We start from the raw sequence: 18850 nt of genomic DNA, 5'->3' as shown, positions 1-18850 counted from the left end.
GAGATCACGTCCCGTCAGTAGACCCGACGTCCGGATGTACTGTCCAATAGCTTGATCCATGAGACCGATAACTTCACCTATGGGGCCGGCCCGTCGGCCACCGGTGGTTCGGCGCCACTATCACTGGGAAGTGCCGGTGCCGATATGTCAAGAGGAATGGAAAACGGCCGCCCTTGGCAAACTCCGGAATCCGAAATGGGAGTCGCTGAGGCATGAAGTGTTGCGTTGACAAAGGGACTTGCTGTTTGTAGCGTCCGAGCGGCGGTGCGGGCGCACCGGCCGGGGGAATTACTGAAGGGCGTATCAGGGATGGCCGAACAGCACATACCCACGGCGGCCGACGTGGGCAGCATGTACGACCAGTCGACCGATCTCCTCGCCGAAGTGATGGGGGGAAACATTCACTTGGGCTACTGGCGGAACGGCGATGACGACGCGTCCGTCGAGGAGGCCACCGACGCCTTGACCGACATGGTGGCCGACCGGCTCGCGCTCTCGCCGGGCCTGCGCATTCTGGACATCGGCTGCGGCAGCGGCAAGCCGGCCGTCCAGGTGGCCGGCACGCGCCGGGTCCACGTCACCGGCATCACGATCAGCGCCCAGCAGGCGGAGCTCGCCGGCGCCCGGCCCGAGGTCGGTGACGGCGCCGGCCAGGTGGCCTTCCGGAAGGCCGACGGCATGGATCTGCCCTTCGCCGACGGCCACTTCGACCGCGTCTACGCCATCGAGTCCTTCCTGCACATGTCCGACCGGGCCAAGGCCATCGCCGAGGCGGCGCGGGTGCTGCGCCCCGGCGGCACGCTGGTGGCGGCGAACCCCTACCAGCAGGGTGAACTCGACGCCCGGGCGGCCGAGGTGGTGGCGGCCAACCGCAGGCTCTTCCAGATTCCGCCGCTCGGCGACGCCAACGACTACGTCGCCCACATGGACAAGGCCGGCCTGGAGGTCGTCGAGGTCCTGGACATCGGAGAGAACGTCCGGCGCAGCCACGAACTGGCCGCGCTCGCCATCCGGCGGACCAAGGAGACCTTCGACGACGCGTTCAGCGAGGAGCTGTCCGAGGCCGCCGACATCATCGAGCGCTTCGGCGACCTCCCCCAGGTCGGCTACGGCATCATCGTCGCCCGGCGGCCCTGACGACGCCCGTGCGCGAGAGCGGCCCGCGGGCGGCAGGGACCGCCCGCGGGCCGCGGCCGTGCGGCGGTCAGGTCAGGATCGTTCGCAGCAGGTCCCGCAGGGTCTCGCGGTCCTTCGCCGGCAGCGCGGCCAGTGGTTCCCGGGCGAAGTCCAGCGCGCCGCGCAGGAGTCCGGCCGTGGTCCGCCCGGCGTCCGTGACGACGACGAGCTTGACGCGGCGGTCGGCGGGGTCGGGGCGGCGTTGGACCAGGCCCCGGGCCTCCAGACGGTCCACCAGGCCGGTGACGTTGGACGGTTCGCACTTGAGCTGCTCGGCGATCCGGCGCATGGGCAGCGGGCCGTGCGTCAGCAGCGCGACCAGACGGGCCTGGACTCCGGTGAGCCGGTGTCCGGCCGCGGCCGCTTCGTACTCCTCGTTGTAGCGCACCACCATGGTGCAGATGAGGTCGATGACCTCCAGGCTCAGGGGGGACGGCGGTAAGCTCATTATGTGAGCTTAACAATGCAGAGTGTGAAGTACCCGCCGTTTTCGCCCCGTTGAGCACGCGCCCGGTCACGCCTCGCGCGTGCGGTGGCCCCGCTACCGCCGTCGACGAACAGAGCGGGGCCGCGTCACTGGCTCCGGTACAGCTCGGCGATCGCGAAGGCGAGGTCGAGGGCCTGCGCCCGGTCGAGGCGGGGCCCGTCGGCGGTCCCGTGGCGCGCCGGCCCCGCGCCCTGGGCGGCCTCCCGCGGGCCGCGCACGCGCTCGGTGACCTCGTCACCGGTCAACTCCAGGTGGACGCCGCCCGGATGGGTGCCGAGCGCCTGGTGCACCTCGAAGAAGCCGGTGATCTCGTCCAGGACCCGCGTGCAAAGGTCCGTGGTGGGCCCGGCCGGAGAGCCGAGGGCGGGGCCGTGCACCGGATAGCACACCCAGCCCACCCGCGCGCCGCTCGCGGTCACCTTCGCCACCAGCTCGGGCAGCCGGTCGCGGACGGCCGCCGCGCCCATGCGGGTGAGGAACGTCAGCCGGCCCGGCTCGCGTTCCGGGTCCAGACGGTCGACCAGCGCGAGCACCTCGTCGGCCGTGGCGGTGGGGCCGAGCTCGACGCCGAGCGGATTGCCCACCCCGGAGGCGAACTCCACGTGCGCGCCGTCCGGTTGCCGGGTTCCCTCACCGATCCAGACCAGGTGGCCCGACAGGTCGTACGACGCCCCGCTGCGCTCGTCCACCCGCGTCAGCGCCGACTCGTACTCCAGGAGCAGCGCCTCGTGGCTGGTGTAGAAGTCCGCCGTGCGCAGCGCGTCCGTCCTGGCCCCGCAGGCCGTCATGAAGCGGATCGCCGTGTCGATGTCCCGGACGAGCCGCTCGTAGCGCTCACCCGCGGGCGAGCGCGCCACGAAGTCCTGGTTCCACTCGTGGATGCGCCGCAGCGCGGTGTCGTCGCCGGCGGTGAGGGCGCGCAGCAGGTTCAGGGCCGCCGCCGAGGCCTGGTACGCCCGCCTCAGCCGCTCCGGGTCCGGGGTGCGGGCACCGGGGCTGAAGTCGGGCCCGTTGACCGCGTCCCCACCGAAGGCCGGCAGGGTCACGCCGTCGCGGGTCTCGGTCGGCGCGGAGCAGGGCGCGGCGTACTGCCCGGCCATCCGGCCCACCTTCACGACCGGCACCGAGCCCGCGTAGGACAGGATCATGGCCATCTGCAGCAGCGTCCTGAGCTTCGTGCGGATCTGCGTGGCGGTGGTGCCCGCGAAGGTCTCCGTGCGGTCGCCGCCCTGCAGCAGGAACGCCTCGCCGCGGGCGACGGCCGCGAGGCGGGCGCGCAGCCGGTCGCACTCGGCGGGGTGCAGCAGCGGCGGAGCGCCCTCCAATTCCGCGACGGTCCGGCGCAACGCCACCGGGTCGGGCCACGGCGGCTGCTGCCGGGCGGGCCGGGAGCGCCAGCTGTCGGGTGGCCGGGCGGGAAGGGGGTCGGGCGGCCGTGGGTGGTCGGGCGGCGGCACGCCCGGGTCGGTGGCGGTCATGCGACCGCCTCGTCGACATGGTTGCCGGGCCTGTCGGGGCCCGGGACGGCCGGGGTGGCGGGCGGTGCGGCGAGGACGGTGCGGGCGATGGCGTCGGAGTCGCCGAGGGTGACCGAGTCGACGCCGGGGCGTATCCCGGCCGCGGTGACCCAGTGCACGCCCTCGGTGGGGACGCCGTACGCGAAGCGCCGGGGGTGGGCCCGCCCGGCCGCGTCGACCAGCCGGTAGGGGCGGGCGGTGACCGCGAGACCGCCGGTCTCGTGGTCCGGGCCGGTGGCGGAGGCGATGCGGTAGGGGGTGCACTGCCCCGACGCCAGCAGCCCGCGCAGCAGCGGGTCGGCGGTGCGACGCAGATCCGGCTCGGTCAGCCGGGCCTCGATCAGCACCCGCGCGTGGGCCTCGGCGCCGGGCACCGAGGAGCGGGCGGTGAACACCCCCCGCGCGGCGTCCGGCCGCACCTCGATCCCCGGCCCCAGGACGTCCAGCACGCCCGCCTCGACGAGCGCCGCCATCTCCTCGATGCGGGAGGTCGGCGGCCCGATGGACAGGAAGGCGTTGAGCGGGGTGTACCAGCCCTGCAGCTCGTCCCGGTAGGAGGCGCCGTCCAGGCCGCCGTGGTCGACCACCAGCCGGATCTCGTTGCGCAGGTCGCGCAGCACGTCCAGGGCGGCCTTGCGCGGCCCGCCGACGTTGCCGGCCCGGGCCTCCTCCGCGTCCCGCCGCAGGTACTCCAGCAGCCAGCCGCGGAACTCCTCGCGGCCGGCGAACGCGCGCCCGCCGTACGGGGTCGCGATCCGCTCCCAGTCCCAGCGCTCGGCCACCGGGACGGCGCAGGAGTCGAGCAGCCGACGCCGGTCCGCCGCCCCCTCGGCGGCCAGATACCGCTCGACGAAGTCCGCCCGCTCGGCGCCCCGGCCCCGCGCGGCGAGCCAGGTGCCGTAGTAGACGCTCTCCACCTCGGTGGCGATCAGGGGCCACAGATCGGTCCCGAAGCCCACGCGATCGCCCTGCTCGGTGTGTTTGCGCAGCAGCTCGATCACGTCGGTGGTCAGCAGCCGCGGATGGTGCCGGCCGTGGGCGCCCTTCTCGTTGTCGCCGCGGGCCTGGTAGGGGACACCGCGCCGGGAGCCCGCGTACAGCCGCGGCTCACGCCCCGACGGGTGGTAGACCAGGCCCCGACCGGTCCGCTCGAAGGAGCCCCCGCGGCCGACGGTGAACAGCGCCGTGTAGTCGAAGAAGCTGAGCCCGAGGCCGCGCAGCAGTACCGCCTCGCCGGGCCCGACCGCCGCCACGTCCACCTCCGCGGGATTGGCCGGCGGCACGTACCGCAGGCCGAACTCCGCGGCGAACGCGGCGCATGCGGCCTCCTGCCGGGTGGGGTGGGAGGGGACGTGCCCCTGCGCGAGCACGACGGCGTCGAGCCCGGCCAGCCGGCCGCCGTCCTCCAGCGTGAGGGTCTGCGGACCGGCCGGCAGACCGCTCCCGTCCTCCAGCGCGACCGCCCGGACGCGGTGGCCGTGCACGGTGACGTGCGCCGGGGCGCCGGCCACGATCCGGCGGTAGGCGGCCTCCAGGTAGCAGCCGTAGAAGGCGCGCGTGGGGTACGCGTCCGGGCCCAGGTCCCGGGCCTCGGCCAGGGTCTCGTCGTCGCAGCCGGTGCAGGGTTCCTCCCGCGGCCCCCGCAGGGACAGCGAGCGGGCCCATTCGTAGAGGCTGGGACCGGGCTCGACCGGGCCCTCCATGCTGACGCCGGCGTCGGTGTACACGGTGATCTGCGAGGCGACGGTGTTCATCAGCAGATGCCGCGACTGGCCGCTGCGCCAGACCTGTCCGGCGCCGGGCCGGAACGGGTCGACGACGTGGACGTCGACGGCGGGGTACGAGGACGCGGCGCGCGCATTGGCGCACAGTCGCTCCAGCACCGACAGCCCTCGCGGGCCGGCACCGACGATGCCGATCCGAAGACGCCGACTGGACATACGGGTACTCCTCCTCGTGGACATGGGGTGCGGGGGGCCGGCCCGGTCGCTCATGGCCCGGCCCCCGGTCGGCGGCCGGCGAGGCCCGTCACGGCGCCCGCGACCACCAGATGGCCGATCCGCTGCCCGGCCGTCATGATCGACTCGGGGTGGAACTGCACCGCGGCCCAGGGGAGTTCACGGTGCTCGACGGCCATCACCATGCCGTCCTCGGTCTCCGCGGTCACCCGCAGCTCGCCGGGCAGCCGCGCCGTGGTGGCGTAGAGGGAGTGGTAGCGCCCCACCTCGAACTCGGGCGGCAGCCCGGCCAGCAGACGGCTGTCCCGCGCGGTCACCCGGACCCGGGACGGCTTGCCGTGCACCGGGCGGTCCAGTACCCCGAGGCTCCCGCCGAAGTGCTCGACGAGCCCCTGCAGGCCCAGACACACCCCGAAGACCGGCAGGCCGAGCCGCCGCGCCTCGGCGAGCGTCGCGCTCATCCCGAAGTCCGCGGGACGGCCCGGACCCGGCGAGAGCACCAGCAGGTCGGGCCGTTCGCGCTCCAGCATCGGCAGGTGGCTGCCGCTCCGGTAGGTCGTGACGCTCGCGCCGGTCTGTCGCAGATAGTCGGCGAGGCAGTGGGCGAACGAGTCGCGGTGGTCGACCATCAGGACCCGCAGGCCCTCGCCCGGCGCGCTGCGGGGTACGTGCGGCGGCGCCACGAGCGCGGCGGCGGGCCGGTCGAGCACCCGGAGCAGCGCCTGCGCCTTGAGCTCGGTCTCGGCCTCCTCGGCGGGCGGCGACGAGTCGTACAGCAGCGTCGCCCCGGCCCGCACCGTCGCCACCCCCTCTCGTACCTGGATGGTGCGCAGGGTCAGCACCGTGTCCAGGCTGCCGTCGAAGGCGAGGCGCCCCACGGCGCCCGCGTACCAGCGGCGCGGGGAGCGCTCCACCCGCTCGATGAACTCCGCCGCCGCCAGCTTGGGCGCGCCGGTGACGGTCACCGCCCACAGATGCGCGAGGAACCCGTCGAGGGCGTCGCGGCCCGGCGCGAGCACCCCGCGCACCCGGTCCACGGTGTGGATGAGCGTCGAGTACATCTCGATCCGCCGCCGCGCGGTGACCTGCACGGAACCGGGCACACAGACCCGCGCCTTGTCGTTGCGGTCCACGTCCGTGCACATGGTCAGCTCGGACTCCTCCTTGGCGGAACCCAGCAGTTCGCGGATGTGCGCGGCGTCCTCCAGGGCGTCGCGGCCCCGGCGGGCGGTCCCGCTGATCGGGGAGGACTCGACGACCAGCTGGTCATCGGCGGCCGCCCCGGACTCGCGCCGGACCCGGACGAACATCTCGGGCGAGGCGCCGATCAGGTACTCCCCCTCCCCGAGGCCGGCCAGCAGGCTGTACGGCGCCGGGTTGCTCTCGCGCAGCCGCCGGAAGAGCACGGAGGGCGGCTGGTGGCACTCGCGGTGGAAGACCTGGCTGGGCACCACCTCGAACAGGTCGCCGGAGCGGAACAGCTCCCTGGCCCGGGAGACCACCTCGGCGTACTCGCCGGGCGCGTGGTCGCGCAGCCGCCCGGGCGAGCCGGGGGCGAACGGCTCGGCCGCGGTGGCGCGGGGCCGCCCCACGGTGCACTCCCGGCCGACGCTGAACTCGTAGCTGTGCCGCACGGCCCGGTCGCGCCGGAGGTCGAGTTCGTAGATCTGGTCCGGCAGGTGGAGCACCAGGTCGCGGGCGTCCGGGTCGCGCCGCTGGTGCAGTTCGACGGGGTCCACCTGGAACAGCAGGTCGTAGCCGAAGGCCCCGTACAGTCCCAGCAGCCGGTCCGCGGGCGCGGCCATGGCCCGCAGCAGCGCGCGCACCGCGACGAACACCCCGGCGTGCGAGGTCCGGTCCTCCTCCGCGAAGGTGCCGGCGCGCCGCGGCACGTGCCCCGACACCTGGTCCGCGTCGGCCAGCCGCTCGGTCAGGACCGGCTCCAGCGCCCCGCGCAGCGCGGGAAGCAGCACGCGGCCACGGGAGTTGAGCGCACGGACGGTCACCCGCTCGGCGCGCACGCTCACCTCGACCGGGGGATCGACGTAGCCGAGGGCGCTGCCGTCGGGTCGGAACTGGAGCATGCCCCGGTGCTGGTCGAGTGCGGTCTCCAGCCCGGCCCGCAGGAGCCGGGCGCTGCCGGCCGGCAGCACCGAGCGGTGCACGGTCACCCCGGCGGGAGTGGTCCACTGCTCCGTCGCCCGCCGCTCCGCGGGCGGGGCGTCGACGGCCTCCGTCAGGGACATGAGAACTCACCTTCTCGAAAGGGCGTGACGGCTGGTCTGCCACGGCCACGGGCGGAGCGCAACAGCCGGCCGCCGGTCATTCGCCGTTCGCCGTGAGTGAGGCGCGCAGGACCTGGCGCTGCAGCTTTCCGGTGTCGCCGAACGGCAGCGCGGTGACGAACTCCACCTGGCGCGGGTACTTGTACGGTGCGATTTCGGACTTGACGAAATCCTGTATTCCCAGGGCAAGTTGAGGACTGGGCCCGACGTCGGGGGCGAGGACCACGAACGCCTTTACCACCTGGCCGCGCTCCGGGTCGGGCACGCCGACCACGCCGCAGTCGCGGACGGCGGGGTGGCGGACCACCGCCCGCTCCACCTCGGGGGCGGCGACGTTGTACCCGGCGGTGACGATCATGTCGTCGGCGCGGGCCTGGTAGTGGAAGTAGCCGTCGGCGTCGCGGACGAAGATGTCGCCGGTGATGTTCCAGCCGTGCTGCACCTGGCTGCGCTGCCGCTCGTCGCTGAGGTAGCGGCACCCGGTCGGCCCCTGCACCGCGAGCCGGCCCGGCACGCCGTCGGGCAGCGGGGCGCCCGCCTCGTCGACGACGCGGGCCCGGAAGCCGGGCACCGGCCGGCCCGTCACGCCCGGCCGGATGTCGTCGTCGGCGGCCGAGATGAAGACGTGCAGCATCTCGGTGGAGCCGATGCCCTCGATGATCCGCAGACCGGTGGCCCGCTCGAAGGCGTGCCAGGTCTCCGCGGGCAGCGGTTCGCCGGCGGAGACGCAGCGCCGCAGCGACCGCAGGTCGTGGCCGTCGATCTGCGGCAGCACCGCCCGGTAGGCGGTCGGCGCGGTGAACAGCACGGTGACCCGGTGCCGGCCGACCGCCCCGAACAGCTTCTCCGGGGAGGCGGACTCCAGCAGCAGCGCCGACGCACCGGCCCGCAGCGGGAACACCAGCAGACCGCCGAGGCCGAAGGTGAAGGCGAGCGGCGGGCTCCCGGCGAACAGGTCGTCGGGCCGGGGCCGCAGGACGTGTGCGGAGAAGGTGTCGGCGATGGCCAGCACATCGCGGTGGAAGTGCATCGTCGCCTTGGGCCGCCCGCTGGTGCCCGAGGTGAACGCGATCAGCGCCACGTCGTCGGCGGCCGTGGGCACCGCGGTGAACCCGGTGGCCTTCCCGGCCGCACACCGGTTCAGCTCGCCGTCGGCTCCGTCCCCGAACCCCACGATGCGCAGCTCCGGCAGGCCGGCCCGCTCCAGCTCGCCGGTGAACCGCTCGTCGCACAGCGCGAGGCCGACACGGGCCGCGGTGGCGATGGCGCGCAGTTCCCCCGCGCGCAGCAGCGCCATGGTCGTCACGGCCACCCCGCCCGCCTTCAGAACGGCCAGCCAACATGCAGCCAACCAGGGCGAATTGGGGCCACGCAGCAGGACGCGGTTGCCCGGGACCAGGCCGTGGTCCTCGGTCAGCACCCGGGCGATCCGGTCGACGTGCTCCCGCAGCTGCCCGTACGACCAGACCCGGCCGGCCGCGTCGTACAGGGCGGGCCGCCGCGGATCGAACCGGGCGATCGTCCCGTCGAGCAACTCCTCGGCGCAGTTCAGCCGTCGGGGGTAGCGCAGCTCCGGCGGACCGAAGACCAGCTCGGGCCACTCCCGGCGCGGCGGCAGGCTGTCGCGGGGGAAGGTGTCCTGGTGAGCAGAAGGTGACAGTGGTTCCATCTCTCCTCCGTCAGGGAGCCCTGGGTGCGCACGCATGCCGTCCCTCGCGTGGGCCCGCTCGCCGGGCGTTGGGTGAGCCCATGCTGCGTGGCGGAATCGCGACGCTCCGGGCTCTGGCACCTTCCTGCAGCCTCAGTGCGCGGCGGTGGCAGCTTGCTGCCTCGCGCACGGCGGAGGGGTCGGGCGCCGCCCTGGACTTCCGGCGCGGCATCCGCCCGAAAGGGGCGCGCACGGGGCCGGGGGAGAGAGGGGGGCGGTCCGTCCGCGCGGGTCCCGGACCCGGTGGACGGGCCGCCCCTTCCGGTCAGTTCACCGGGCGGAGGTCCAGGCCGATGTCGAGGGCCGGGACGGAGTGCGTCAGCGAGCCCACCGAGAGGTAGTCGACGCCGGCCTCGGCGTAGGCGCGGGCGGTCGCCAGGGTGAGGCGGCCGGAGGACTCCAGCACGGCCCGGCCCGCGACGGCGGCGACGGCCGCTTGGGTCTCGGCCGGAGTGAAGTTGTCCAGCAGGATCAAGTCGGCCCCGGCGTCGAGGACTTCACCCAGCTGCGGCAGGGTGTCCACCTCGACCTCGATGGCGAGGCCGGGGTGCGCCCGGCGGACGGCCCGGAACGCCTCGGCGACGCCGCCGGCCGCCACCACGTGGTTGTCCTTGACCAGAGCCGCGTCGGACAGCGACATCCGGTGGTTGACCCCGCCGCCGCAGCGCACCCCGTACTTCTCCAGCGCGCGCAGGCCCGGAGTGGTCTTGCGGGTGTCGCGGACCTTCGCCCCGGTGCCCTCCAGGACGTCGGCCCAGCGGCGGGTCTCGGTGGCGATACCGGACAGCCGGCACAGCAGGTTCAGCGCGCTGCGCTCGGCGGTGAGCAGGTCGCGGGTGCGGGCCCGGACGCTGAGCAGCACCTGGCCCGCCTCGACCCGGTCCCCCTCCTCGACATGCCGCTCGACGTCGAACGCCTCGGTGCACACCACCGACACGAGGGCCTCCGCGAGGCGCAGCCCGGTGACCACGCCCGGCTGCCGGGCGGTGAAGTCACCGGTGGCGAGGGACCCCTGCGGGATCGTCGCGAGGGTCGTCACATCCACGCCCCCGTCGAGGTCTTCGGTTATCGCCCGCCGGGCGACGTCCTCGACCTGCGCGGGGTCGAGCCCGGCGGCGGCCAGCAGCGCCGCGAGCGCGGGGTCGAGCCCGCACTCGGGAGACGACCCGGGGCGGGTGGTGCGCTGACAGGGAAGGACGGAAGTGCTCATGGACGCGGCTCCGAGGTGAGTCGGTGGGGGAGTCGGGGTACGGACGCGGGCGCCCGCCGGTGCCTGAGGCGGGCCGGCGCGAGGGCGCCGACGGCCTCCTGTGCCCGCGGTCGAGGCGAGGTCCTCCTACCGGCCCGGCAAGGGGTCCTTCCCCGGTGCCGGGGCGGCGGACCGAGGCCCCGGCCGCGCCCCGCCGAGGCTACCAATTCCCTTTCCCCGCAAGGTCGTCACTCCGTCCGGGTACGGCACCGACCAGCCACTTTTCGCCAGTCGCCGTAATCAGCTCGCTTATCAAGCCGATAGCGCACCTTATTTGACGGCTCTCCCGGCCCGTTGTCACAGTTGGCCCACCCGAACACCGACTCCGGATGCCTTCGCATGTACGGAGAAGTGTGCGGCGAGGTATGCGGATTCCACTGTCAAAGGGACGTCATCTCGGACCTCCCGTCGCCTCGTCGCAGAACCCTGCCCACGCTGGCGCATACTTTTTCTCAGGAGAGTGCCGTGGATTTCGGCCTGAACTTCTTCCCGGTCTTCACGCCCGATCACAAGCCCGCGTGGCAGTTCTACCGCGAGGTCATCGCGCTGAGCCGGCTCGCGGAGGAGTACGGCTTCGAGCACGTGCAGACGGTGGAGCACTACGGCACGCCCTACGGCGGGTACAGCCCCGACCCGGTGACCCTGCTCTCCGCGATCGCCGCGCGAACCAAGACCATCCGGGTCGCCACCGGTGCCGTCATCCCCGCCTTCACCCACCCGCTCCAGCTCGCGAGCAAGCTGGTGATGCTGGACAACATCTCCGAGGGCCGGCTGGACGTCGGGTTCGGCCGGGCCTGGCTCCCCCAGGAGTTCGGCTGGCTGGGCGTGTCGCTCGACGAGAGCCGCCGGCGCTTCAACGAGGGCATCGAGGCCTGCCGGCGGCTGTGGAGCGAGCAGGACGTCGTGTTCAACGGCGAGTTCCACTCCTTCGGGCCGGTCACGCTCTCGCCCCGCCCGGTACAGCAGTCCGGCCCGCCGGTCTTCGTGGCGTCCGCCTCCAGCCCCGACTCCTGCGCCGCGGCCGGCAAGGCCGGCCACCACCTCCAGGTCGTCCCGACGATCGTCGGCCACGACGTGGTCGTGAAGATGCTCGCCGCCTACCGCGCGGCGTGGGCGGACGCCGGGCACGCCAAGGGCGCGGCCCGCATCCAGCTCAAGTACAACTGCTACCTCTCACAGGACCGTGAGGCGGCGCTGCGCCGCGGCGAGGAACTGGAGAACAACCACGTCGTGCTGATGTCCGAGGCGGCCGAGGGGTGGGCGCGGACCCAGTCGGACCAGTACGAGGGGTACGACAAGCTGGTCCACAAGGCCCGCGAGTACGACTTCCGCAAGGCGCTCGCCAACGGCAAGATCCTCGCCGGTACGCCGAGCGACGTGGTGGCCCAGCTGGACACCGCCCGGGAGGCGTTCGGCGACGACCTGTGCATCAGCATCCAGGTCAACCCGGGCTACACGGAATACCGCGACGCGGAGCAGACGCTGCGTCTGTTCGCCGAAGAGGTGGCCCCGCTGTTCAAGCCCGCCGAGCGCTGACCGCACGCGTTCATCGCGGACGGCGAAGCCCGCGGAGATCCACCGCTGCCGGACCCGAATTCCGGGTCCGGTAACGGTGGATCACCGGACCGCACCATTCCTCCGGTGCGGCGCACGGTGCCGCCGCCGAACTGTTTTCCGCCGACGAATGTGTTGTGGAGAATGCTGGAATCGCAGATATCCGGAGTCGCCCCCGAGGTATTCCTCGACGCGATGAGCAGCCTCGCGTCCGGCGTCGCTGTGGTGACGGCCGCCGACCGCCTCGGCGACCCGTGCGGACTGCTCGTCTCCTCGCTCTGCTCCTACAGCGCCTCGCCGCCGTCGGTGCTGCTCGCGGTCGACCAGCGGTCCCGGTCGTACGCACCGCTGCTCGCCGCCGAGGAGTTCGCGGTCCACCTGCTGCACGCGTCCCAGAGCGAGGTCGCCTCGGTGTTCGCCGGCCGCGGCGACCACAAGTTCGCCGCGCAGGACTGGGCGTGGGACGGGCCGGTGCCGCGCCTGGGGGGCGCGCTCGTGTACCTGCGCTGCGCACGCGCCAAGGCCGTGGAGCACGGTGACCACGCGATCCTGGTCGGCAACGTCATCGGCTGCGACGTCTCACCGGGCGAGCCGCTCGTCTACTTCCGGCGCAGCCTCGCATGGCGCCTGGCCGCCGACTGACGCGCCATCAGTTCCAGGTGCGGCCGCACGCCAGCAGCTTGCCGTGCGCGGCGGAGACGTGCGGACGGGCGACGTCCCCCTCCCGGGTCGCCAGATACATGGTGGTGATCGGCGGCAGCTCGGGTGTGAGGAGCGGGACGAGCGTGCCGCAGGCGAAGTCCTCGGCGCACAGATACGTGGGGACCACGGTGATGCCCACCGACGCCCGGACGGCGGCCAGCACGGCCCGGTGGTCGGGCACCACCACGTCCGGCGCGGTCGCCGGCGGGGCGTGGAAGACGGACCACCAGTAGTGGTCGATCATCGGCAGGGATTCGGCGAAGGCGACGAGGGGGTGGGCGGCCAGGACGCGCGGCGCCTCGGCCGGGCTGAGGTCCGGGGGGATCTCGCGCGCCGTCTCGGGTGAGGCGACCAGGCTGCACTCCTCGTCGTACAGGGGCAGTGCGGCGATCCCCTTCAGCCGGGGCCGCTCCCGGGCGACGACGATGTCGAGTTCCCCGGCGGCCAGTTGGGCCAGGAGCGCGTCGGACAGGGCCAGGGTGGTCCGCAGCTGCACCCGTTCCCTGAGCATGTCGGCGAGCGCGGGCAGGATCCGGTCGCTGACCAGATCGCTGGGGGCACCCAGCCGCAGCGGGCGGCTCGGCCCTTCGACGCCGAAGTAGCGCTGCAGGACGAAGTCGAGGGCGTCGACCGGCCCTTCGGCGTCGCGGGCGAGCGACTCGGCGGCCGGTGTCGGCCGCGAGCCGGTGGCGTGCCGGACGAACAGCGGCACCCCGACCCGCTCCTCCAGCATGCGGATCTGCTGGGTGACGGCGGGCTGCGAGATGTGCAGCCGATGGGCCGCCTTGCCGAACGATCCGGTGCGGTAGACCTCGACGAAGGTGCGGAGCCAGGCGGGGTTCAGCGGCCCGGCCTCGGCCTTCTCCCCCTTGCAGCCCGGGGAGGCTGGCTGACGACGGGGGTGCGACGTGGTGCGGTTCGTTCCCGATACGCGTGCGGAGGGCATGAGGGCTCCCTGTGTCCGGCCGAGCGGATGGTGGTGGTGAGGAGGAGGGGAGATCGGGGTTTGCGCCGTCGTGGCGGACGGAGGAGCGGGCGGCGGCGGGGGACGTCCCCGCGGCGGGGAGGCTCTCGGCGGGCACACCGGTTCGCGTCCCCTGGGGCTACGCTGCCGGGGCCGGCCCGGTCCTCAGTGCCGCGTCCACCAGGGCGGCGGCGGCACCGGTGTACGTGGCCGGGTCGGTGAGCACGGCGAGCGCCTCGTGGTCCAGATGGGCCGCGACCTGCGGCAGCTCCGACAGCACCGCGGCGAGCGGGCGGCCCCGCTCGCCGGCCGTGCGGGAGGCGTCGGTCAGCACCTGCTTGGCCTCGGCCCTGCCGAGGAGGGGGGCCAGCACCGCCGCGACCCGCTCCGAGACGACCTGGCTGCCGGTCAGCCCGAGGTTGCGCAGCATCTGCTCCGGCCTGACGCGCAGGCCCTCGGTCAGCTCGACGGCGGTGTGCGCGGCACCCGCCGTCAACCGCAGGCACTCACGCAGCAGTTCCCACTCGGCGTGCCAGACACCCGCCGACCGCTCGTCCTCCGACAGCAGGCTCTGTGTCAGCCCCGTCGCCATCGGCGGTACCTGGAGGGCCGCGGACCGCAGCAGCGTGGCGAGCACCGGGTTGTGCTTGTGCGGCATGGCGGACGACGCGCCGCGGCCCGCCACCGGGGGCTCCTCGATCTCCGCGATCTCGGTGCGGGTGAGGGTCTGCACGTCGACGGCCAGCTTGCCCAGGGCGGCCGCGGTGAACGCCAGCGCCGCGCCGAGATCCGCGAGGGGGGTGCGCAGGGCGTGCCACGGCAGTACCGGCCGGGCGAGCCCGGTCTCCCGTGCGAACGCCTCGGTCAGGTCGGCGGCGTACGCCGTGAGGTCCGCGGGCGAGCCGGTGGCGGCGGTGTCGATCCGCGCGTACTCCAGATACCCGGCCAGTGTGCCGGCCGCCCCGCCGAGCGAGACGGGCAGGCCGCCGTCCTCCACCAGCCGGCGCAGGCGTTCGTCGGCGTCCAGCAGCAACTGCCGCCAGCCGGCGGCCTTCAGACCGAACGTCGTGGGCACCGCGTGCAGCGCGAGCGTGCGCCCGGCCACCGGGGTGTCGCGGTGGTCGCGGGCCAGCCGGGCGAGCGACGCGGCCGCCTGCCGGAGGTCCGCGCGCAGCAGATCGAGCGACCGGCGGGCGACCAGCATGGCCGCGGTGTCGAGGATGTCCTGGCTGGTGGAGCCGCGGTGCACGTACTCGGCCGCCCGCGGGTCCTTGGCGGCGACCGCACGCGTGAAGGCGGCGACCAGGCCCACCACCGGATTGGCGGTCTCCCGCGCGGCGAGGGCCACCGCACGCAGGTCCAGCAGCTCCGCCCGCGCGGTGTCCGTGATGGTCCGGGCGACGTCGGCCGGCACCACGCCGAGGCTCGCCTGGGCCCGGGCGAGCGCCGCCTCCGCGTCCAGCATCGCCTGCAGCCAGGCCGGGTCGCCGACCACCCGCTCGACGGGGGTGCCCGCCCGCACCGGTGAGAGCAGTCCCGCGTCGGGCTCCGCCGGGGCGGGCGCCGGGCCGGATGTCGTGACGGTCATCGCCACCCTCCTTGGGATCTGTGCGCTGGGGTGATCCCACTGTGCGTGCCGCGCGCGCCGGGCATGCCGTGCGCGGCAACTTGTTGCCGGTCCCCGTCCGGCGGTGGCAACTTGCTGCCTTCCGGCCCGTACCGGGCGCGGCCGGACCGCCGCGTCAGTCGAGGACCGGCCCGGTCTGCCGGGTCCGTTTGATCTCGTAGAAGCCCGGGGTCGAGGCGACCAGCAGCGTCCCGTCCCACAGTCGCGCCGCCGACTCGCCCCTGGGCGCGGGGGTGACCACCGGCCCGAAGAACGCCAGGCGCGCCCCGTCCGCGCCCGGGAGCGCGATGACGGGGGTGCCCACCTCCTGGCCCACCAGCTCGATGCCCTCCCGGTGCGAGGCGCGCAGCTCACTGTCGAAGGCGTCGGTGTCCGCCGCGTCCGCCAGCTGTGCGGGCAGCCCCGCCTCCTCCAGCGCGGCGACGAGCGTGGCCCGGTCGCGCGCGAGCCCCTGGAGGTGGAGCCGGGTGCCCAGCGCGGTGCAGAGGGGTCCCAGGACCTCGGCGCCGTACTTCCGCTCGGCGGCGATGCAGACCCGTACCGGTCCCCAGCCCGTCCTGACGATCTCCCGGTAGCGCTCCGGGAGTTCGTCGTGGCGGTGCTCGTTGAGCACGGACAGGCTCATCACCCGCCGGCGCACCCGGACCGGCCGCAGCCGCTCCACCTCCAGCATCCAGCGTGAGGTCAGCCACGCCCACGGGCAGACGGGATCGAACCAGAAGTCGACGGTGGTCGGGGCGGTGTCGGGCACGGCGGTCCTGCCGGGAACGGTCGGTCCCTCAGGCCGCGGCGGCCCGCGGGCGGGTCGTCAGGGTCACGGTGATGCTGAGGGCGGCGAGCAGGCTGATGATGACCGCGAAGACCACGGCCGCGGTGAGCATCGGCATCTCCGTGACCATCACGCCGATGCCGAGGACGGGCAGGGTCAGGCCCAGGTACGCGGCGGCGAAGTAGCTGGACACGACCTGGCCCACCCGGGCCGGCGGCGCCTGCGAGGACACCAGGGCGAGGCCCGCGCGGAAGGCGAGGCCGCTGCCCGCACCGCCGATCACCGATCCGGTCAGGAACAGCGTGAGGGAGGCCGCCGGCAGCGCCGCCACGAACAGCGCCAGCCCGGCCGGTACCGCGACCATGCCGGCCACCGAGCCCACCCGGGGCGCCAGCCGGGCGCCCAGCAGCTGCGCGGCTCCCCCGGAGCCGAACGCGCTGAAGGCGACGACGCCGACCATCATGTGGCTGGTGTTGTGGAGCCCGGTGACGAGGAACTTGCCCGCGAGCGCCGCCAGCAGCCCCAGCAGGGCGAAGGAGCCGAAGACCGCGACCGCCATGGCGGTGAACACCGACCGCATGTCCGCCGGAACCCCCAGCCGCTGCGGCCGGATCCGCCGCTTCCCGTCCCTCCGCACGGTCTCGGGGAGCAGCAGCAGCGTGAACCCGGGCAACAGCAGGACGCCCAGCACCAGGTAGGAGGTGCTCAGCGGACCGGGGCCGTACTGCACCAGCGCCCCGGACAGCAGCGCGCCGACCCCCAGGCCCATCATGTTGGCGACCGACGACGTCAGGGCGGCACGGCCGCGGTCCCCGAGGAGCTCACCGAGGTAGGCGGTGGCGGCGCCGTTCGCGAGGCCCACCGAGAGGCCGCACAGCACCCGGCCGACGACGATGCCCGGAAGCGTCGGGGAGAGTGCGAACACCACACAGCTGCACACGGCGAGGCACAGCGCCGGCGCGATCGTCGCCCGCCGCCCGATCTGGTCGGAGAGCGATCCGAACAGCACCAGGGCGGACAGCGCGCCGACGGCGAAGGCGGCGAAGACGGCCGAGACTGTCACGGGCGAGAGATCGAGCCGCTGCGCGTACAGCGAGTACATCGGCGTGGGGACGGTGCCGCCGAGCAGCAGGGTGAACACGATGTACGTGACCGTCCAGGCCGCCGCCGCGCGTGGCCCCGGCCCGTCGTGTGCGCGGGGCACCCGGGCGCGCAGGTGGGGTGTCGTCATAGTGGCTTTCCTTAACTGACGCACCGGAGTGACCCGGCGCGAAGAGGTGTCACACCTGCTGGTAGGCATCCCGCATGGTCCGCTTCAGGGCCTTGCCGGTGACGCCGACGTGTTCGTCCGCCGTCTTGCGCACCAGCCGGTCGACGACGGGGAAGCCCGCCCGGGACAGCGCCGCGTTGATCCGGGTGCGCAGCGCGCCCAGGTCGGCGTCCGCGGACGGCAGGTCGACGGTGAGCACGAGGTGCCGTGGCTCCCCGGCGGTGCCCTCGGCGGTGCCCCCGGTGGTGACCAGCGAGCAGTCGAAGACCTCCGGGATCTGCCGGAGGATCAGTTCCTCGAGCTGGCAGCTGTAGATCGTGCCCCGCTCGGTGCTGATGCTGTCCGAGGTGCGGTCGACGTGGTAGAAGCGGCCGTCCTCGTCGCGGTAGGCGAGGTCACCGGTCAGCCAGTAGCCCTGCACCCTGTTCTTCTCGCTCAGCAGCGAGTTGTTCCAGTAACCGGCCGTGACGGTGGGGGACTTGAGTGCCAGCCGGCCCACGGTGCCGTGGGCCGCCGGCTGGTCCGTGTCGTCGAAGACCCGGGCGTCGATCCAGTCGAAGGGCCGGCCTATGCACCGGCCGTAGCGGTTCGTGGCCGCCGAGTGCACCTGCCGGAACATCGCGAAGCCGAACTCCGACGAGCCGAAGTTGTCGATGAACAGCGAGCCCGCGGTCGGCTTTCCGCTCCGGTCGAGGTGGTGGCCCAGCCGGACGAGCCTCCTGATGTGCCGCTCGTGGTTGGCGTCACCGGTGGACATCCAGCGGGAGACCGACCCGAAGTCGTAGCTCTCCAGGTCGAGCCGGCACAGGTCGACGAAGACCTTGGGGAAGGCGGCGACCAGTTCGGGCCGGAACCCCTCGACGGCCTTGGCCAACTGCTCGGGCTCGCGCTCGGTGGCCAGCAGGACCCGGCTGCCGCGGGCCACGCAGGACATCAGCACGGAGATCGCCGAGGCGTGGCTCTGCGGCAGCGCGGAGAGGATGCGCCGGCCGAGGTCCGCGTTGATCTGCTGCCTGATGCCGAAGAAGAAGCCCGCGTGGTTGAACTGGACGGCCTTGGGCACCCCGGTGGTCCCGGAGGTGTGCGCGATCAGCACCGGGTCGTTGTCCGCGTGGGTGAACGCCCGGAAGGGTCCGGTGGCGTACGGGTCGGCGTCGTAGCGGGCGACGTCCAGCGCCTCCTCGACGAGCCGGCCGTCGCAGACCACCGCCACCGCACCGACGTTCGCGATGAACTTGGCCGCGATCTCCGGCGGGAGCGCGCTGTTGAGGAACACCGGAATCGCGCCGATCTTCGTCAGGGCGATGTAGTGGATCAGATAGCGCACGCTCTCGCCGAGGAACAGCGCCACCGGGTCCTTGGGGCCGATGCCGTCGCGGTGGTAACCGGCGGCCACCCGGTCGGTCAGTTCGTCGAGTTCGGAGAGCGTGAACTCCCTGAGCACCCGCCCGTCGGGGTGGTGGTACGCCCTGTCCAGCTCGATGACGCTCGCTTCGGCGGCGCCGCCGGCGGCGGCAGCCGCGGTGCGGAAGAAGTTGCCTGCCCCCACACCGTCGGTGAGCAACGGTTCGTCTGCCATCTCTC

14 protein-coding genes are annotated in these 18850 nt (G+C 73.5%); 3 read left to right on the top strand and 11 right to left on the bottom strand.

All coding sequences use genetic code 11. The features are described from left to right. Window positions 1–309: 309 nt before the first annotated feature. A complete protein-coding gene (locus tag ACGFML_RS24385) occupies window positions 310–1137 on the top strand; it encodes an SAM-dependent methyltransferase (RefSeq protein WP_393546955.1) in 828 nt (275 codons plus the stop codon). 67 nt (window positions 1138–1204) lie between these two features. Here ACGFML_RS24385 and ACGFML_RS24380 read toward each other — a convergent pair whose 3' ends face one another. The 6 genes from ACGFML_RS24380 to nadC all read right to left on the bottom strand — a co-directional run bounded on the left by ACGFML_RS24380 (window position 1205) and on the right by nadC (window position 10341). After that, window positions 1205–1624, bottom strand: coding sequence for a MarR family winged helix-turn-helix transcriptional regulator (locus ACGFML_RS24380; protein ID WP_393546954.1), 420 nt, complete (start codon window positions 1622–1624; stop codon window positions 1205–1207). A gap of 125 nt (window positions 1625–1749) precedes the next feature. Next, entirely contained in the window at window positions 1750–3141 is a 1392-nt protein-coding gene (locus ACGFML_RS24375; RefSeq protein WP_393546952.1) for a 3-deoxy-7-phosphoheptulonate synthase, read from the bottom strand. Beyond that, window positions 3138–5120, bottom strand: coding sequence for an FAD/NAD(P)-binding protein (locus ACGFML_RS24370; RefSeq protein WP_393546951.1), 1983 nt, complete (start codon window positions 5118–5120; stop codon window positions 3138–3140). The genes ACGFML_RS24375 and ACGFML_RS24370 overlap by 4 nt, the downstream gene beginning before the upstream one ends. A gap of 50 nt (window positions 5121–5170) precedes the next feature. Next, window positions 5171–7384 carry an anthranilate synthase component I gene (locus tag ACGFML_RS24365; RefSeq protein WP_393546949.1) on the bottom strand — a complete coding sequence of 738 codons (2214 nt, stop codon included), beginning with the start codon at window positions 7382–7384 and terminating at the stop codon, window positions 5171–5173. Between the two features lie 76 nt (window positions 7385–7460). Next, entirely contained in the window at window positions 7461–9092 is a 1632-nt protein-coding gene (locus ACGFML_RS24360) for an AMP-binding protein (RefSeq protein WP_393546947.1), read from the bottom strand. Window positions 9093–9396: 304 nt separating this feature from the next. Next, window positions 9397–10341 (bottom strand): carboxylating nicotinate-nucleotide diphosphorylase, encoded by a 945-nt coding sequence (gene nadC, locus ACGFML_RS24355; protein ID WP_393546946.1) that lies wholly within the window; start codon window positions 10339–10341, stop codon window positions 9397–9399. A gap of 504 nt (window positions 10342–10845) precedes the next feature. Between nadC and ACGFML_RS24350 the strand changes: the two genes are divergently transcribed. Further along, a complete protein-coding gene (locus ACGFML_RS24350) occupies window positions 10846–11916 on the top strand; it encodes an LLM class flavin-dependent oxidoreductase (protein WP_393546945.1) in 1071 nt (356 codons plus the stop codon). 162 nt (window positions 11917–12078) lie between these two features. After that, window positions 12079–12576 carry a flavin reductase family protein gene (locus ACGFML_RS24345; protein WP_393546943.1) on the top strand — a complete coding sequence of 166 codons (498 nt, stop codon included), beginning with the start codon at window positions 12079–12081 and terminating at the stop codon, window positions 12574–12576. A 7-nt stretch (window positions 12577–12583) separates the two neighbouring features. Here the strand turns inward: ACGFML_RS24345 and ACGFML_RS24340 are convergent, their stop codons facing one another. The 5 genes from ACGFML_RS24340 to ACGFML_RS24320 form a co-directional block, all read right to left on the bottom strand. After that, window positions 12584–13582, bottom strand: a complete 999-nt coding sequence (locus tag ACGFML_RS24340; RefSeq protein WP_393546941.1) for a LysR family transcriptional regulator — start codon at window positions 13580–13582, stop codon at window positions 12584–12586. Between the two features lie 157 nt (window positions 13583–13739). Then, a complete protein-coding gene (locus ACGFML_RS24335; protein ID WP_393546940.1) occupies window positions 13740–15188 on the bottom strand; it encodes a lyase family protein in 1449 nt (482 codons plus the stop codon). Window positions 15189–15342: 154 nt separating this feature from the next. Further along, the gene (locus ACGFML_RS24330) at window positions 15343–15978 is read right to left on the bottom strand and encodes a disulfide bond formation protein DsbA (RefSeq protein ID WP_393546938.1); all 636 of its coding nucleotides are present in this window, start codon (window positions 15976–15978) and stop codon (window positions 15343–15345) included. Window positions 15979–16006: 28 nt separating this feature from the next. Then, complete coding sequence (locus ACGFML_RS24325; protein WP_393546936.1) at window positions 16007–17227, bottom strand: MFS transporter; 1221 nt, start codon at window positions 17225–17227, stop codon at window positions 16007–16009. Window positions 17228–17276: 49 nt separating this feature from the next. Beyond that, entirely contained in the window at window positions 17277–18845 is a 1569-nt protein-coding gene (locus ACGFML_RS24320; RefSeq protein WP_393546935.1) for a class I adenylate-forming enzyme family protein, read from the bottom strand. Window positions 18846–18850: the final 5 nt, after the last annotated feature.

Origin of the sequence: Streptomyces sp. NPDC048650, from assembly GCF_043199095.1 — a bacterium.
Lineage (GTDB): Bacteria > Actinomycetota > Actinomycetes > Streptomycetales > Streptomycetaceae > Streptomyces.
This window is presented reverse-complemented; position numbering and strand designations above follow the sequence as displayed.

Coding starts and splice junctions, on each gene's coding strand:
- ACGFML_RS24385 (WP_393546955.1), top strand. CDS start 310: ATGGCCGAACAGCACATACCCACGGCGGCCGACGTGGGCAGCATGTAC.
- nadC (WP_393546946.1), bottom strand. CDS start 10,341: ATGAGCACTTCCGTCCTTCCCTGTCAGCGCACCACCCGCCCCGGGTCG.
- ACGFML_RS24360 (WP_393546947.1), bottom strand. CDS start 9,092: ATGGAACCACTGTCACCTTCTGCTCACCAGGACACCTTCCCCCGCGAC.
- ACGFML_RS24320 (WP_393546935.1), bottom strand. CDS start 18,845: ATGGCAGACGAACCGTTGCTCACCGACGGTGTGGGGGCAGGCAACTTC.
- ACGFML_RS24340 (WP_393546941.1), bottom strand. CDS start 13,582: ATGCCCTCCGCACGCGTATCGGGAACGAACCGCACCACGTCGCACCCC.
- ACGFML_RS24375 (WP_393546952.1), bottom strand. CDS start 3,141: ATGACCGCCACCGACCCGGGCGTGCCGCCGCCCGACCACCCACGGCCG.
- ACGFML_RS24380 (WP_393546954.1), bottom strand. CDS start 1,624: ATGAGCTTACCGCCGTCCCCCCTGAGCCTGGAGGTCATCGACCTCATC.
- ACGFML_RS24370 (WP_393546951.1), bottom strand. CDS start 5,120: ATGTCCAGTCGGCGTCTTCGGATCGGCATCGTCGGTGCCGGCCCGCGA.
- ACGFML_RS24365 (WP_393546949.1), bottom strand. CDS start 7,384: ATGTCCCTGACGGAGGCCGTCGACGCCCCGCCCGCGGAGCGGCGGGCG.
- ACGFML_RS24325 (WP_393546936.1), bottom strand. CDS start 17,227: ATGACGACACCCCACCTGCGCGCCCGGGTGCCCCGCGCACACGACGGG.
- ACGFML_RS24335 (WP_393546940.1), bottom strand. CDS start 15,188: ATGACCGTCACGACATCCGGCCCGGCGCCCGCCCCGGCGGAGCCCGAC.
- ACGFML_RS24345 (WP_393546943.1), top strand. CDS start 12,079: ATGCTGGAATCGCAGATATCCGGAGTCGCCCCCGAGGTATTCCTCGAC.